26 protein-coding genes are annotated in these 12,444 nt (G+C 34.3%); all 26 read left to right on the top strand.

Annotated features, from left to right (window positions below; all coding sequences use genetic code 11):
* Nucleotides 1–142, top strand: a 142-nt coding sequence (gene tuf / locus N4A31_05230) for an elongation factor Tu (protein MCT4635624.1), incomplete at its 5' end; no start/stop codon positions are given.
* A 21-nt stretch (nucleotides 143–163) separates the two neighbouring features.
* Nucleotides 164–484: a 30S ribosomal protein S10 gene (gene rpsJ / locus N4A31_05225; GenBank protein ID MCT4635623.1), complete on the top strand. Its 321-nt coding sequence runs from the start codon at nucleotides 164–166 to the stop codon at nucleotides 482–484.
* Nucleotides 484–1,158 (top strand): 50S ribosomal protein L3, encoded by a 675-nt coding sequence (rplC, locus tag N4A31_05220; protein ID MCT4635622.1) that lies wholly within the window; start codon nucleotides 484–486, stop codon nucleotides 1,156–1,158. The genes rpsJ and rplC overlap by 1 nt, the downstream gene beginning before the upstream one ends.
* 34 nt (nucleotides 1,159–1,192) lie before the next feature.
* Nucleotides 1,193–1,813, top strand: coding sequence for a 50S ribosomal protein L4 (gene rplD, locus N4A31_05215; protein MCT4635621.1), 621 nt, complete (start codon nucleotides 1,193–1,195; stop codon nucleotides 1,811–1,813).
* Nucleotides 1,813–2,112, top strand: coding sequence for a 50S ribosomal protein L23 (gene rplW / locus N4A31_05210; protein ID MCT4635620.1), 300 nt, complete (start codon nucleotides 1,813–1,815; stop codon nucleotides 2,110–2,112). The genes rplD and rplW overlap by 1 nt, the downstream gene beginning before the upstream one ends.
* Nucleotide 2,113: 1 nt before the next feature.
* On the top strand, nucleotides 2,114–2,953 hold the full coding sequence (gene rplB, locus N4A31_05205; GenBank protein ID MCT4635619.1) for a 50S ribosomal protein L2: 840 nt from the start codon (nucleotides 2,114–2,116) through the stop codon (nucleotides 2,951–2,953).
* Between the two features lie 9 nt (nucleotides 2,954–2,962).
* A complete protein-coding gene (gene rpsS / locus N4A31_05200) occupies nucleotides 2,963–3,238 on the top strand; it encodes a 30S ribosomal protein S19 (GenBank protein MCT4635618.1) in 276 nt (91 codons plus the stop codon).
* Nucleotides 3,239–3,246: 8 nt separating this feature from the next.
* On the top strand, nucleotides 3,247–3,618 hold the full coding sequence (gene rplV / locus N4A31_05195; GenBank protein ID MCT4635617.1) for a 50S ribosomal protein L22: 372 nt from the start codon (nucleotides 3,247–3,249) through the stop codon (nucleotides 3,616–3,618).
* A gap of 3 nt (nucleotides 3,619–3,621) precedes the next feature.
* Entirely contained in the window at nucleotides 3,622–4,275 is a 654-nt protein-coding gene (gene rpsC, locus N4A31_05190) for a 30S ribosomal protein S3 (GenBank protein MCT4635616.1), read from the top strand.
* Nucleotides 4,276–4,295: 20 nt separating this feature from the next.
* Complete coding sequence (gene rplP, locus N4A31_05185) at nucleotides 4,296–4,709, top strand: 50S ribosomal protein L16 (GenBank protein ID MCT4635615.1); 414 nt, start codon at nucleotides 4,296–4,298, stop codon at nucleotides 4,707–4,709.
* 3 nt (nucleotides 4,710–4,712) lie between these two features.
* The gene (rpmC, locus tag N4A31_05180; GenBank protein MCT4635614.1) at nucleotides 4,713–4,922 is read left to right on the top strand and encodes a 50S ribosomal protein L29; all 210 of its coding nucleotides are present in this window, start codon (nucleotides 4,713–4,715) and stop codon (nucleotides 4,920–4,922) included.
* Nucleotides 4,915–5,145, top strand: a complete 231-nt coding sequence (gene rpsQ, locus N4A31_05175; GenBank protein ID MCT4635613.1) for a 30S ribosomal protein S17 — start codon at nucleotides 4,915–4,917, stop codon at nucleotides 5,143–5,145. Before rpmC ends, rpsQ begins: the two co-directional genes overlap by 8 nt.
* Nucleotides 5,146–5,171: 26 nt before the next feature.
* Complete coding sequence (gene rplN / locus N4A31_05170; protein MCT4635612.1) at nucleotides 5,172–5,540, top strand: 50S ribosomal protein L14; 369 nt, start codon at nucleotides 5,172–5,174, stop codon at nucleotides 5,538–5,540.
* Nucleotides 5,541–5,554: 14 nt separating this feature from the next.
* Entirely contained in the window at nucleotides 5,555–5,878 is a 324-nt protein-coding gene (rplX, locus tag N4A31_05165) for a 50S ribosomal protein L24 (protein MCT4635611.1), read from the top strand.
* A gap of 86 nt (nucleotides 5,879–5,964) precedes the next feature.
* Nucleotides 5,965–6,501 carry a 50S ribosomal protein L5 gene (rplE, locus tag N4A31_05160; protein MCT4635610.1) on the top strand — a complete coding sequence of 179 codons (537 nt, stop codon included), beginning with the start codon at nucleotides 5,965–5,967 and terminating at the stop codon, nucleotides 6,499–6,501.
* Nucleotides 6,502–6,524: 23 nt separating this feature from the next.
* On the top strand, nucleotides 6,525–6,830 hold the full coding sequence (rpsN, locus tag N4A31_05155; protein ID MCT4635609.1) for a 30S ribosomal protein S14: 306 nt from the start codon (nucleotides 6,525–6,527) through the stop codon (nucleotides 6,828–6,830).
* Nucleotides 6,831–6,846: 16 nt separating this feature from the next.
* On the top strand, nucleotides 6,847–7,251 hold the full coding sequence (gene rpsH / locus N4A31_05150) for a 30S ribosomal protein S8 (GenBank protein MCT4635608.1): 405 nt from the start codon (nucleotides 6,847–6,849) through the stop codon (nucleotides 7,249–7,251).
* Nucleotides 7,252–7,263: 12 nt separating this feature from the next.
* The gene (rplF, locus tag N4A31_05145) at nucleotides 7,264–7,803 is read left to right on the top strand and encodes a 50S ribosomal protein L6 (GenBank protein ID MCT4635607.1); all 540 of its coding nucleotides are present in this window, start codon (nucleotides 7,264–7,266) and stop codon (nucleotides 7,801–7,803) included.
* Nucleotides 7,804–7,812: 9 nt separating this feature from the next.
* Entirely contained in the window at nucleotides 7,813–8,178 is a 366-nt protein-coding gene (rplR, locus tag N4A31_05140; protein MCT4635606.1) for a 50S ribosomal protein L18, read from the top strand.
* A gap of 21 nt (nucleotides 8,179–8,199) precedes the next feature.
* Nucleotides 8,200–8,730: a 30S ribosomal protein S5 gene (rpsE, locus tag N4A31_05135; GenBank protein MCT4635605.1), complete on the top strand. Its 531-nt coding sequence runs from the start codon at nucleotides 8,200–8,202 to the stop codon at nucleotides 8,728–8,730.
* A gap of 42 nt (nucleotides 8,731–8,772) precedes the next feature.
* Nucleotides 8,773–8,979: a 50S ribosomal protein L30 gene (gene rpmD / locus N4A31_05130; GenBank protein ID MCT4635604.1), complete on the top strand. Its 207-nt coding sequence runs from the start codon at nucleotides 8,773–8,775 to the stop codon at nucleotides 8,977–8,979.
* A gap of 15 nt (nucleotides 8,980–8,994) precedes the next feature.
* Complete coding sequence (gene rplO / locus N4A31_05125; GenBank protein ID MCT4635603.1) at nucleotides 8,995–9,465, top strand: 50S ribosomal protein L15; 471 nt, start codon at nucleotides 8,995–8,997, stop codon at nucleotides 9,463–9,465.
* Between the two features lie 83 nt (nucleotides 9,466–9,548).
* Entirely contained in the window at nucleotides 9,549–10,847 is a 1,299-nt protein-coding gene (secY, locus tag N4A31_05120) for a preprotein translocase subunit SecY (GenBank protein ID MCT4635602.1), read from the top strand.
* Complete coding sequence (locus N4A31_05115) at nucleotides 10,847–11,491, top strand: adenylate kinase (protein ID MCT4635601.1); 645 nt, start codon at nucleotides 10,847–10,849, stop codon at nucleotides 11,489–11,491. The genes secY and N4A31_05115 overlap by 1 nt, the downstream gene beginning before the upstream one ends.
* 140 nt (nucleotides 11,492–11,631) lie before the next feature.
* A complete protein-coding gene (gene rpsM, locus N4A31_05110) occupies nucleotides 11,632–12,000 on the top strand; it encodes a 30S ribosomal protein S13 (GenBank protein ID MCT4635600.1) in 369 nt (122 codons plus the stop codon).
* Nucleotides 12,001–12,008: 8 nt separating this feature from the next.
* Nucleotides 12,009–12,404, top strand: coding sequence for a 30S ribosomal protein S11 (gene rpsK, locus N4A31_05105; GenBank protein ID MCT4635599.1), 396 nt, complete (start codon nucleotides 12,009–12,011; stop codon nucleotides 12,402–12,404).
* Nucleotides 12,405–12,444 lie beyond the last annotated feature (40 nt).

The raw sequence follows: 12,444 nt of genomic DNA, 5'->3' as shown, positions 1-12,444 counted from the left end.
AGAAATGGTAATGCCAGGAGATAACGTAAACTTAAAAGTTGAATTAATATCTCCTATCGCAATGGATGAAGGCTTAAGATTTGCTATTCGTGAAGGTGGTCGCACTGTTGGTGCTGGCGTTGTTGCTAAAATTTTAAAATAAATATTGGGGTTGTTAAAAACGATGAACAATCAAAAAATTATAATTAGATTAAAAGCGTTTGATCACGAGTTGCTCGATAAGGCTACTAAAGAGATAGTTGCTACGGTTAATAGAACTGGCGCTGAAATAAGTGGTCCGATACCATTGCCAAGAAGAATTAAAAGGTTTACAGTAAATCGTTCGCCGCACATTGATAAGAAGTCTCGTGAGCAATTTGAAATACGGACTTATATGCGTTTAGTTATAATAAGTTATTCTACTTCCCAAACTGTTGAGTCTCTTATGAAGGTTGATCTTGCAGCTGGGGTAGGTGTAGAAATCAAGCTAGTTGGAGATCAGTAATGAGAACGGGTTTAATTGCAAAAAAAATGGGTATGACAACCATCTATGATGAGGGTGGAGCAGTAACTGCTGTTACTTTATTGAAGGTTGAAGATTGTCAAGTTGTGCAAGTTCTGAATCACGATGTTGCGGGTTATTCTGCGTTACAGGTTGGCACAGGTGCGGTAAAGCTCAAAAACTTAACTAATCCTTTAAAAGGTCATTTTGCAAAAAATAGTGTTGCTCCTAAACGAAAATTAGTGGAGTTTAGAGTAGATGAACAAGATGTAGTAGGTGCAGGTTCTAATTTAACAGCGGGGCATTTTGTTGTTGGTCAGTTTGTTGATGTGACTGGAACTAGTATTGGTAAAGGTTTTTCTGGTTGGATGAAAAGGTGGAATTTTCGTGGTTTGAAAGCAAGTCATGGTGTTTCTATAGCTCATCGTTCTGGTGGTTCGTCTGGTCAGTGTCAAGATCCTGGTAAGGTAGCGAAAGGTAAGAAAATGCCTGGGCAAATGGGATCTAAAAGAGTTACAGCTCAAAATTTAAAAGTTATGTTTGTTGATCAAGAGAAAAATTTAATCGGTATTAAGGGTGCCGTGCCTGGACATAAGGACAATTATGTGTTAATTAAAGATGCAGTAAAAAAAGCTTTACCAAAGGCTGCACCACGTCCTACCTTGGTTCAAGGTTAAATGAAAATTGAGAATAATGATGGAGAGTGGCTCAATGAAAGTTGCAGTTAGAAATTTAGATAATCAAGTGGTAGGCGAAGTATCTCTGAAAGAAGACATTTATGGTCAGGCAATTAGGTCTGATATATTGCATAGTGTAGTTAATTGGCAGAGATCAAGAAAGCAAAGTGGTACCCATAAGACAAAAGGTTTGAGTGAGGTTTCGGGGACTGGCAAAAAGCCTTATAAGCAGAAAGGTACAGGTAATGCTCGCCTAGGAACTTTACGAGCTCCTCAATGCAAGGGTGGAGCAGTGATTTTTGGGCCTGTAGTTCGTTCGCATGAAACTAATTTGCCTAAAAAAGTTAGAAAGTTAGGTTTAAAAATAGCATTGTCTAGTAAGTTAGCTGATAAGAAGTTGATAGTTTTGGATCGTGCTGTGTTGAGTGAGCCAAAAACATCTTTGTTGAATGTTAAGTTAAATAATTTTGCTTGTAAGTCAATTTTATTAATTGATGGAAAAATGACGGACCGAAATTTTATGAGGGCAGCAGATAATTTAATGAATATTGATATTTTGCCAACTATTGGTGCGAATGTTTATGATATTTTAAAGCATGATGTAGTAATATTAACTACGGAAGCATTAAGCGCTTTGGAGGAAAGGTTACAGTAATGACTACGATAAATGCAGATTATTATGATATTATTAAAAAACCTATAATTACTGAAAAAGCTGCGGCTGTTACGGAATTAGGTAAGTTTTCTTTTGAGGTTTCTCCTTTCGCTAATAAGAACAAGGTTAAAAAAGCTGTTGAGGCTATATTTAATGTTCAGGTTTTGCAAGTGAATATGTCTAATCTTAAAGGAAAAAGAAAAATGTTCAAAGGCCGTGAAGGGTTTAGAAAAGGGCAAAAAAAAGCTGTTGTCACTTTGAAGCAGGGCCAAACAATAGATTTTACATCAGGGGTATAGAATGTCTTTAAAAACGTTTAATCCAGTAACGCCATCACTTCGTGGGACTATTATAGTTGATCGTTCTAAGTTGTGGAAAGGTAAGCCATTAAAAACTTTAACTGTAGGTAAGAATTCTACTGGTGGAAGAAATAACCAAGGTAGAATTACATCTTGGCATAAGGGTGGCGGTCATAAACAAAAATATCGTATTGTTGATTTTAGGCGTAATAAAATTGATGTGGAAGCGAGTATAGAGAGAATCGAGTATGACCCAAATCGTACAGCTTTCATTGCCTTAATTAAATACGTAGACGGAGAAATGTCTTATATCATAGCCCCTCAAAAACTAGTTGTTGGTGATAAGGTTGTTTCTGGTGTGAATGTTGATATTAAAATAGGAAATGCTTTGCCATTAAAAAGCATTCCAATTGGAACTATTGTTCATAATATAGAAATGAAGCCTGGCAAAGGTGCTCAGATTGCGAGATCAGCTGGTTGTTATGCTCAGCTAGTTGGTAAAGATGTTGGTTATGCTCAATTAAGGCTTCGCTCAGGTGAGTTAAGGGTTGTTTCTATCGATTGTATGGCTACTATTGGTGTGGTTTCTAACTCTGACCAGCAGAATATAATGATAGGTAAGGCTGGTAGAAATAGATGGCTTGGTAGGAGGCCTGTTGTTCGTGGTGTGGCGATGAATCCTATTGATCACCCACATGGTGGTGGTGAAGGTAGAACTTCAGGAGGGAGGCATCCATGTACTCCTTGGGGTAAATCAACTAAGGGTAAAAAGACTCGTAGGAATAAGTTGACGTCTAAGTTTATTCTTAGATCTAGACGTTCAGAGAAAGGTAGAAAGTAGGTAAGTTATATGGCTAGATCAGTTTGGAAAGGACCGTTTGTTGATGGTTTTCTTATAAAAAAAGCAACTAAAATCCTTACTAGTGGCAAACGTGAGGTGATAAAAATTTGGTCAAGAAGATCAACGATTATTCCAATGTTTGTTGGTTTAACGTTCATGGTCTATAATGGTAAAAAACACATACCTGTAACTGTTCGTGAAGAAATGGTTGGTCATAAATTTGGTGAATTTTCACCAACAAGGCTTTTTAATGGCCATAGTGGCGATAAAAAATCTAAGAAATAGTGGTGGTTATGAAAGCAGAAAAAAATTTAAATATGGCTAATACATCTAGCGCAATGTCAAATAACCTAAGAGTAAGTCCACGTAAGTTAGGATTAGTGGCTGGGTTAATTAGAAATTTACATGTCAGTAATGCATTAATGCAGTTATCTTTTTCTAAGAAAAGAATAGCAAAAGATGTTTTAAAGTGTTTGCAGTCTGCTGTAGCAAATGCAGAAAACAATCATAATTTAGATATTGATAATTTGTTTGTTGCGGAAGTTTTAGTTGGTAAGGCGATAGTAATGAAACGTTTTAGAGCGAGAGCAAGAGGTAGAGGTTTTAGAATTGAAAAGCCTTTTAGTAACCTATCAATTAAATTAATTGAAGTTAAGGAGAGTTAACTCATGGGTCAGAAAGTAAATGCTATTGGGCTACGAATTGGCGTTAATCAGCAAACAGAATCTGTTTGGTATGCAAATAAAGAATACGCAGCTCAGCTTCATGAAGATTTAAAAATTAGAGCTTATATTAGGAAGGCTCTGGAGCAAGCTTCTATTGCTAGAGTAGAAATTGAGCGCTTGGTTAAAAAATTAGTTATAACAATTCATACAGCTAAGCCTGGCGTTGTAATAGGTCGTAAAGGCGCTGATATTGAAAAGATAAAAGCTCATTTAACTAAACTTTCTAGCTGTGAAATACATCTTAATATTGTTGAAGTGAGGAGGCCAGAGTCTAATGCGATTTTAATTGCTGAGTCAATAGCTCAACAATTAGAAAAGCGTGTGTCTTTTAGGCGTGCAATGAAAAAGTCGATGCAGTCAGCTCTGAGATTTGGTGCTTTGGGTATCAGAGTTAATTGTGCTGGTCGTCTTGGAGGAGCGGAGATTGCTAGAACGGAATGGTATCGTGAAGGTAGGGTTCCTCTTCATACTTTAAGAGCTAATATAGAATATGGAGTAGCTAGAGCTAATACCACTTATGGTGTGATTGGTGTTAAGGTGTGGGTATATAAAGGTGATTCAGTTAAAAAAGAATCAGTAGATAGTAAACGTATTTAATTTTAAAAAGGTTTTAACATATGTTAAGTCCCAAGAAAACAAAGTTTCGTAAAGCTCATAAAGGCAGAATTCATGGATTTGCTAAAGCTGGTGTTAGTTTAGCTTTTGGTAGTTATGGATTAAAGGCGTTAGAGCCTGAAAGAATAACAGCAAGACAAATTGAGGCAACTAGAAGGGTTATTACTCGTTTTATCAAGCGTCAAGGGAAATTATGGATAAAGATTTTTCCAGACCTTCCTGTGTCATCTAAACCAGCTGAAGTCCGTATGGGTAAAGGTAAAGGTGCTCCAGAATATTGGGCATGTAGAGTAAAGCCAGGTAAGGTCCTTTTTGAGTTAGATGGTGTTCCTGAAGACATTGCTAGAGCTGCCTTTGAAAAAGCTGGTGCAAAATTACCCATTAAAACAAGATTTGTTAAGCGTGTATGGAGTTAAGCGATGAAGAGTGCTGAATTAAAAGGTAAAACCGTAGATGAACTAACAGTTCTACTTGCTAATAGTAAGAAAGAGTTATTCAATTTGCGCTTTCAAAAAACTAACGGAACTTTAAGCAATACATCTAGAGTGTCAGTTGTTAAAAAGTCCGTTGCTAGAATTAAAACATTGATAAATATAATGTCTTCTTCAAATGGAGGAAGTGATGCCTAAGAAAATATTACAGGGGATAGTTGTAAGTAATAAAGCAGAACAAACAGTATCTGTAAAAGTGGAGAGAAGGTATTCTCATCCTAAATATGGTAAAACGGTTAGTGTATTTAAAAAATATGCAGCTCATGATCCAGAAAATCGTTATGTTGAGGGTGATACAGTGAAAATTATTGAGTCTACTCCAGTTTCAAAAACAAAAAAATGGCATGTGGTTTATGCCTAATTTATAATTAGGGAAGAGGAAAAGTTATGATTCAGATGCAAACAAGGCTAGAAGTAGCTGATAATTCTGGTGCAAAGCAAGTGCAGTGTATTAAAGTTTTAGGTGGGTCACATAGAATGATTGCTAGTATTGGTGATGTTATAGTTGTGTCAGTCAAGTCTGCCGTTCCTAGAGGAAAAGTAAAGAAGGGTGAGAAGTATAGAGCTGTTATTGTGAGAATTGCTAAAGAAGTGCGTCGCAGTGATGGCAGCTATGTTAAGTTTGACTCAAACGCTGTTGTATTGATTAATAAACAGGGAGAATCTATAGGTACTCGTGTTTTTGGGCCAGTGAGTAGAGAGTTGCGTAATAAAAATTTTAGTAAAATTATTTCTTTAGCCCCAGAGGTATTATAATAATGGTGAAGTCAATGGTAAAACAAAAATTAAGAAAAGGTGATCCAGTTATAGTAATCACAGGCAAGGATAGAGGGAAAACAGGTGAAATATTAAAAATGTTTCCTTCCGAGGGCCGTGCATTAGTTTCGGGTGTTAATATTATAACTAAGCATCAGAAGCCAACTAGAACAGAGTCTGGTGGAATTGTAAAGAAAGAAGCTAAGATTAGAATTTCTAATATTGCTTATTTGGATCCTATAAATAAAGTAGCTACCAAGCTATCTTTTAAAATTCTAGAAGATGGGACGAAGGTAAGAGTGGCTAAGAAATCTGGTGAAGTGCTAGAAACTAAATAAATCTATCGTGGTGATAGAATAGATTAACTTTAGGAGATAATTCTAAAAACTATAAAAGTTTTATCAAAACTTTAAGAGGAAAACAGATGGATCGTTTTGATGTACTGTATAAAGATACAGTTATAAAAAAGTTACAAGCTGAGTTTAACTATAAAAACAAAATGGAAATTCCCAAAATTTCTAAAATTTGTATTAATATGGGTGTAGGCGAAGCTGTAAAGGATAGTAAAATTATAAACAATGCTATTAATGATCTGACATTAATATCAGGTCAGAAGCCAGTAATTTGTAAGGCTAAAAAAGCAAATGCAGCTTTTAAAACTAGAGTTGAGATGCCAATTGGTTGTAAAGTTACAATTCGTGGAAAAAGAATGTATGAATTCTTAGAGCGTTTAATTTTAATAGCTTTACCTAGATGTAGAGACTTAAGGCCTTTCACGATTAAAAACTGTGATGGTAGAGGAAACTTTTCATTTGGTGTGAAAGAGCAAATAGTTTTTACCGAAATAAATTATGATAAAATAGATGTCATTCGAGGGATGGATATAAGTATTGTAACAACAGCAAAGACAGATTTAGAAGCAAAGGCATTGCTTTCTGCTATGCATTTTCCGTTTAATTAACTTTGATTTAGGTATTTAATAATATGGCAAAAGTAAGTTCGATTGATAAAAATAAAAAAAGAACAGCTAAGGCATTTAGTTCTATAAAAAAAAGATCTATGTTAAAGGATATTATTTATAGTAAAGATCTGCCTATGGAAGAAAGATTTGCTGCTGTACAGAAATTATCTAAGTTACCAAGAAATAGTTCGTTGGTAAGGGTTAGAAGAAGGTGTGCAGTAACTGGTAGGCCAAGAGGTAATTACCGCTTTTTTGGGCTTTGTAGAAATATGTTGCGAGAGCTTGCTGCATCTGGTAAATTGCCTGGTGTAATAAAATCAAGTTGGTAGTAGGAGAGTATAAATTATGAGCAATAGTGATCCTTTAGCGGATATGTTAACTAGAATAAGAAATGGACAATCAGCTCACTTAGCTTATGTCCAAGCGCCTTATTCTCAATTACATGAAGCAGTGTTGTTAGTTTTAAAAGAAGAAGGATTTATTTCTTCCTTTTCAAGGGAAGAGATACGTAGTAACGTATCAGTATTAAATATTAAGTTGAAGTATTTTGAGAATTCTGGAGTTATTAAAACAATAACAAAAATATCTAAGCCTGGAAAAAGAATTTATTATTCGACTAAAGATTTAAAAGAAAAAAAATTCTGTAATGGTCTTGGGGTAGCAGTTATCTCAACTCCTAAAGGCGTTATTTCAGACAAAAATGCAATCCACCATAATGTTGGTGGTGAAGTGTTATGTACAGTATTCTAAGGGGAAGTTAATATGTCGCGTATTGGAAAACAACCAGTTATGGTTCCTGCTGAAGTTGCAGTAGAATTATCTGATGACTCTGTTGTAGTAAACGGTAAACTTGGTCGTTTAAGTTATGCATTTAATCGTAATGTGATTGTTGAATATAATAAAACGGAAGGAAAAATTATAGTTTCTCCTAAGGGACAGGATAAAAAAGATAGGTCAATGTGGGGATTGTCTCGTACATTAATCAATAATATGATTATAGGTGTTTCTAAGGGGTTTTCTAAAACACTAGAAATAAATGGAGTAGGTTATAAAGCTGCAGTTAGTGGAAATATTCTTACAATATATTTAGGTTATAGTCATGATATAAAATATATAATTCCAAAAGGAATAGAAATAAAATGCCCTAAGCCAACTCAGATTGATATCTTTGGTTTTGATAAGCAGTTAGTTGGTGAAGTTTCTGCTTTAATAAGAGGCTTAAGAAAACCTGAGCCATATAAAGGTAAGGGTGTTAAGTATAGTGACGAAGTTATTGTTCGTAAAGTTGGGAAGAAAAAATAGGTAAATACTATGAGTAGTCGTTTAGATAAAAATTCACGTAAAATTAGATTATCTAGTCGTGTAAGATATAAATTAAGAAAAAGACGTAATGATAGAGCGAGATTAAGCGTTTTTTGTTCTAATGGACATGTATATGCTCAGATTATAGATGATTCAAAAGGTGTTACATTAGCGGCAGCGTCTACAAGAAGTGTTGAGTTGAAAGATTTGGTAAAAAAGTCTACTGTTGAGTCTGCCGCTAAAGTTGGTCGGCTTATTGCGCAAAAAGCTCAGAAAGCTGGAGTTAAGGATGTAGTTTTTGATCGTGGTGACAAACTTTACCATGGTAAAGTTCAGGCTTTAGCTGACGCAGCAAGAGAAGTATTATCATTTTAATATAAGGTAAAGGATAGCATAGTGGCACGTAATAATGAAAATTCAAGCAATGAATCTGAAAATAAAGAAGTGTTAGTTTCAGTAAAAAGAGTTGCTAAAGTTGTAAAAGGTGGTAGAAGATTCGGTTTCTCAGTAGTGATTGTGGCTGGTGATGGCAAAGGAAGAGTTGGATACGGTTTGGGTAAAGCAAAAGAAGTTATGGAAGCTAGGACAAAAGCTTCTCAGGCAGCTAAAAAGGATATGATAAAAGTACATTTAAAAGAAAATCGTACAATTCATCATGATGTAGTAGGGCAATATGGCGCTGGTAAAGTTATCTTAAGATCTGCTCCAGCTGGTACTGGTATTATTGCAGGTGGAGCAATGCGTGCTGTTTTTGAAATGTTAGGGTTGCATGATGTTGTAGCTAAATCTTTAGGTTCTTCTAATGTTCATAATATGGTTGGCGCTACATTTGATGCTCTTAGTAAATTAGCTTCACCAAAGCAAGTGGCTGAAAGACGCCATAAAAAAGTTGGTGAAATATATGGTAGTCGTAAGGTTAAAGAATAAGCTTAATAATATTAATTTTAATAAGTTCTAGAAGGTAAAGGCATGGTTAAAAAAGAAACCGAGCGTAAGAAAAAGTTTGTTACTGTGACACAGATTGGTAGTTCAATAGGTAGAGAAAAGTCTCAACGCAAAACTTTAATTGGTTTAGGCTTGAATAAAATAGGTCGTTCTCGTACCTTATTTGAAACCTCAGATGTGATGGGAATGGTAGCTAAAGTGAAACATCTGATTAAAGTAGAGCATTCATAAGAGTTGGTAAAAAATATGAGATTAAATACATTACTTGCACAGTCTGGTGCTAAAAAAAATCCTAAACGTATCGGTCGTGGTATTGGTTCTGGGGCTGGTAAAACTTCTGGAAAAGGGCATAAAGGTCAAAGAGCAAGATCTGGGGTAGCTGTTAAAGGTTTTGAGGGTGGTCAAATGCCTGTATATAGAAGGCTTCCTAAAAGAGGATTTAATTCTATAAATAAATTAGAATTTAATGTAATTAATTTAGGTGACTTGGATCAATTTATTAAATCGGGAAGAATTAGTAAAGATAGAATTACTAAAGAGATGCTGGTGGATCTTAATATAATAAAGAAATATAATATGCCTTTAAAATTATTAGCTAAGGGGGAATTTAATTATCCAACTACTATTGAGGTTGATTTTGCTTCTGTTAAAGCAATTGAGATTGTAAATAAAAGTGGTGGTAAAGTAGTGTTTCCATCAGAAGAGCAAGAGCTTTAATTCTACGGTCTTTAAAAATATATAGTGATTTTTGACACTTATATAAAACTTTATAATATAGATAATACTTACCTGGTTGAGATATGTTAGATAAAACGGATGAGTTAAAAAATAGAATAATTTATACTTTGATCGCTTTAGTAGTATTTCGATTAGGGTCATTCATACCTGTTCCCGGGATTAATTCTTTGGTATTACAAGAATTAGCGCAGCAAAACGCTGGTGGTGTTTTGGGAATGTTTAATATGCTTTCTGGTGGATCGTTAGGGAGAATGTCTATTTTTGCATTGTCTATTACTCCATATATCACTGCTTCTATTATCATTCAAATTATGTCTGTTGTTTATAAGCCTCTAGAAATGCTAAAAAAAGAGGGAGAGTCTGGTAAAAAGAAAGTAAATCAATATACTCGATATGCAACAGTACTGTTGTCTTTATTTCAAGCTTTTGGGATAGCAGTTGGTTTGGAGTCGATGAATACTGCAGCTGGAGCAGCTGTAACAGATCCAGGTTTGTTTTTTAGGATTATTGCGGTAACTACTTTGGCTGGTGGAACTTGTTTTTTAATGTGGTTAGGTGAGCAAATTACAGCTCGGGGTATAGGTAATGGAACTTCTTTGATTATATTTTCAGGGATAGTTGCGGGTCTACCAAGTGCATTAGCAGCAATATTTGATTTAGGTCGAACAGGAGCATTATCAATATTTGTTATAATGATAATATTATCTATTAGTATTGCTTTAATTGGTTTAATTGTTTTTGTTGAAAGATCACAACGCAGAATACCTGTTCAATATCCACGTCGTCAGGTTGGAAATAAAATTTATGAAGGTGATAATAGTCATATACCAATTAAGATTAATACAGCAGGGGTAATACCACCAATATTTGCAAGTTCTTTACTATTATTTCCTTTAACAATAGCAAATTTTAGTCAGGATAGTTCTGAAGAGGTTGGGATTTTAGATACAATAATTTTATATTTAGGGCATGGTAAGCCTTTATATTTAGTTTTATATGTGTTGTTAATAGTATTTTTCTCGTTTTTTTATACAGCAATTATTTTTAACCCTGAAGAAACCGCAGAAAATCTTAAGAAATATGGTGGTTTTATACCTGGAAGACGCCCTGGGAATAACACTTCTTCTTATTTTGATTATATATTAACCAGAATAACAGTTATAGGGGCCGCATATTTATCTTTGATTTGTGTTTTACCAGAGTTATTGATATCAAAATATTCAGTTCCTTTTTATTTAGGAGGAACTAGTATATTGATTGTAGTGAATGTGGTTATGGATACAGTAAATCAGGTTCAAACTCATTTATTTGCTAAGCAATATCAAGGGTTACTTAAAAAGTCTAATAAAGGACGGAAATAATGCTAAAGAACGTTGTTTTATTAGGTCCACCAGGTTGTGGAAAAGGAACGCAGGCAGCTTTACTTGAAGAGAAAAACAAATATGTAAAAGTTTCTACAGGAGACTTACTAAGAAAAATAGCTAAGCAAGAAAATGCATTAGCTAAAAATATTGCGTCTACTCTTAGTCAAGGGGGATTAGTCTCCGATGAGATAGTCAATGAGTTGATTGAACAGTTTTATAACAACAATAAGGATGTTCCTGGAGTTATACTTGATGGTTATCCTAGAAATGTTAAACAGGCACAGTCTTTAGAAGTTATTCTAAAACAGTATAAGTCTGTGGTAGATGTGGTATTTTATTTTGATTTGGATGAAGAGGTTCTGGTAAAGAGGATTACAGGAAGATATATATGTAATGATTGTGGAGAGATTTATAACAAATTTTTTTCAAATGATGTTACAATAAATAAATGTGGTAAATGTCATTCCAGTAATTTTAGTCAAAGATCAGATGATTCTGAAGAAGTAGTAAAGGAGAGGTTGAAGATTTATAATAGATCTACAGCTCCATTATTAGAGTACTATAAGAGCAAATTGATAAGAATTGATGCTGAGCAATCTGTTGATTCGATATCAAAAAGAATAGTAGAATATTTAAATTAAAGTAGTTTTTGTTATAATATCTTGTAATTTTTATACAAAATTTCTATAAATTCTAATAGAAGTCTTGACTAAAATAAAAAAGAAATTATTATACAAGTCTTTACTTTTAAAATTATTAATTCTCATTGGGAGATAAATTTGTGGTTCGTGTAGCAGGCGTAAATATACCTGATAATAAAAGGTTGGTTATAGCGTTAACTTATGTATATGGCGTTGGTCATTCAACGGCTTCTGATATCTGTAAAAAACTTGGTATACAAGAAGATATCAGGGCATCAATATTAGATGACAATCAAATTGTTAGATTGCGTGAAATTCTGGATAAAGAATATGTAGTTGAAAGTGAACGCAGACGTATTGTAATGAATAATATTAAAACTAAGATGGATTTAGGTTCTTATGAAGGTATTCGTCATCGTAGAGGTCTTCCCGTTAGAGGGCAGCGTACTAGAACGAACTCAAGAACTAGAAAAGGTAAAGCTAAAACTGTAGCTAATAAAAAGAAATAAGGTAGATAATGTCTAAGTCTAAAAATGATACTAAGAGCATAAAAAAGAAAGCTAGAAAAAATATTGTAGTTGGAGTTGCTCATATTAAGGCTACTTTTAATAACACAATTATCGCAATCTCAGATTTGCGTGGAAATGTTATTTCGTGGTCATCAGCAGGTATGCATGGTTTTACGGGAGCTAAGAAATCTACTCCTCATGCTGCTCAACTTATTGCTGATCATGCAGCTGGTATAGCTAAAGAACATGGTTTAAAAACAATATCAGTGAGGGTTACAGGCCCTGGAAATGGAAGAGAGGCAGCTTTGAAAGCTTTGGGAGGGCATTTTTCTATAGCTTCAATTAAAGATATAACTCCTGTTGCTCATAACGGATGTAGACCGCCTAAGCGCAGAAGAGTATAATTACAATAACAATTAATTTAGTGATTTTTTGAGGAAACCT

This window comes from Rickettsiales bacterium (assembly GCA_025210695.1).
GTDB lineage: Bacteria > Pseudomonadota > Alphaproteobacteria > Rickettsiales > CANDYO01 > CANDYO01.
This window is presented reverse-complemented; position numbering and strand designations above follow the sequence as displayed.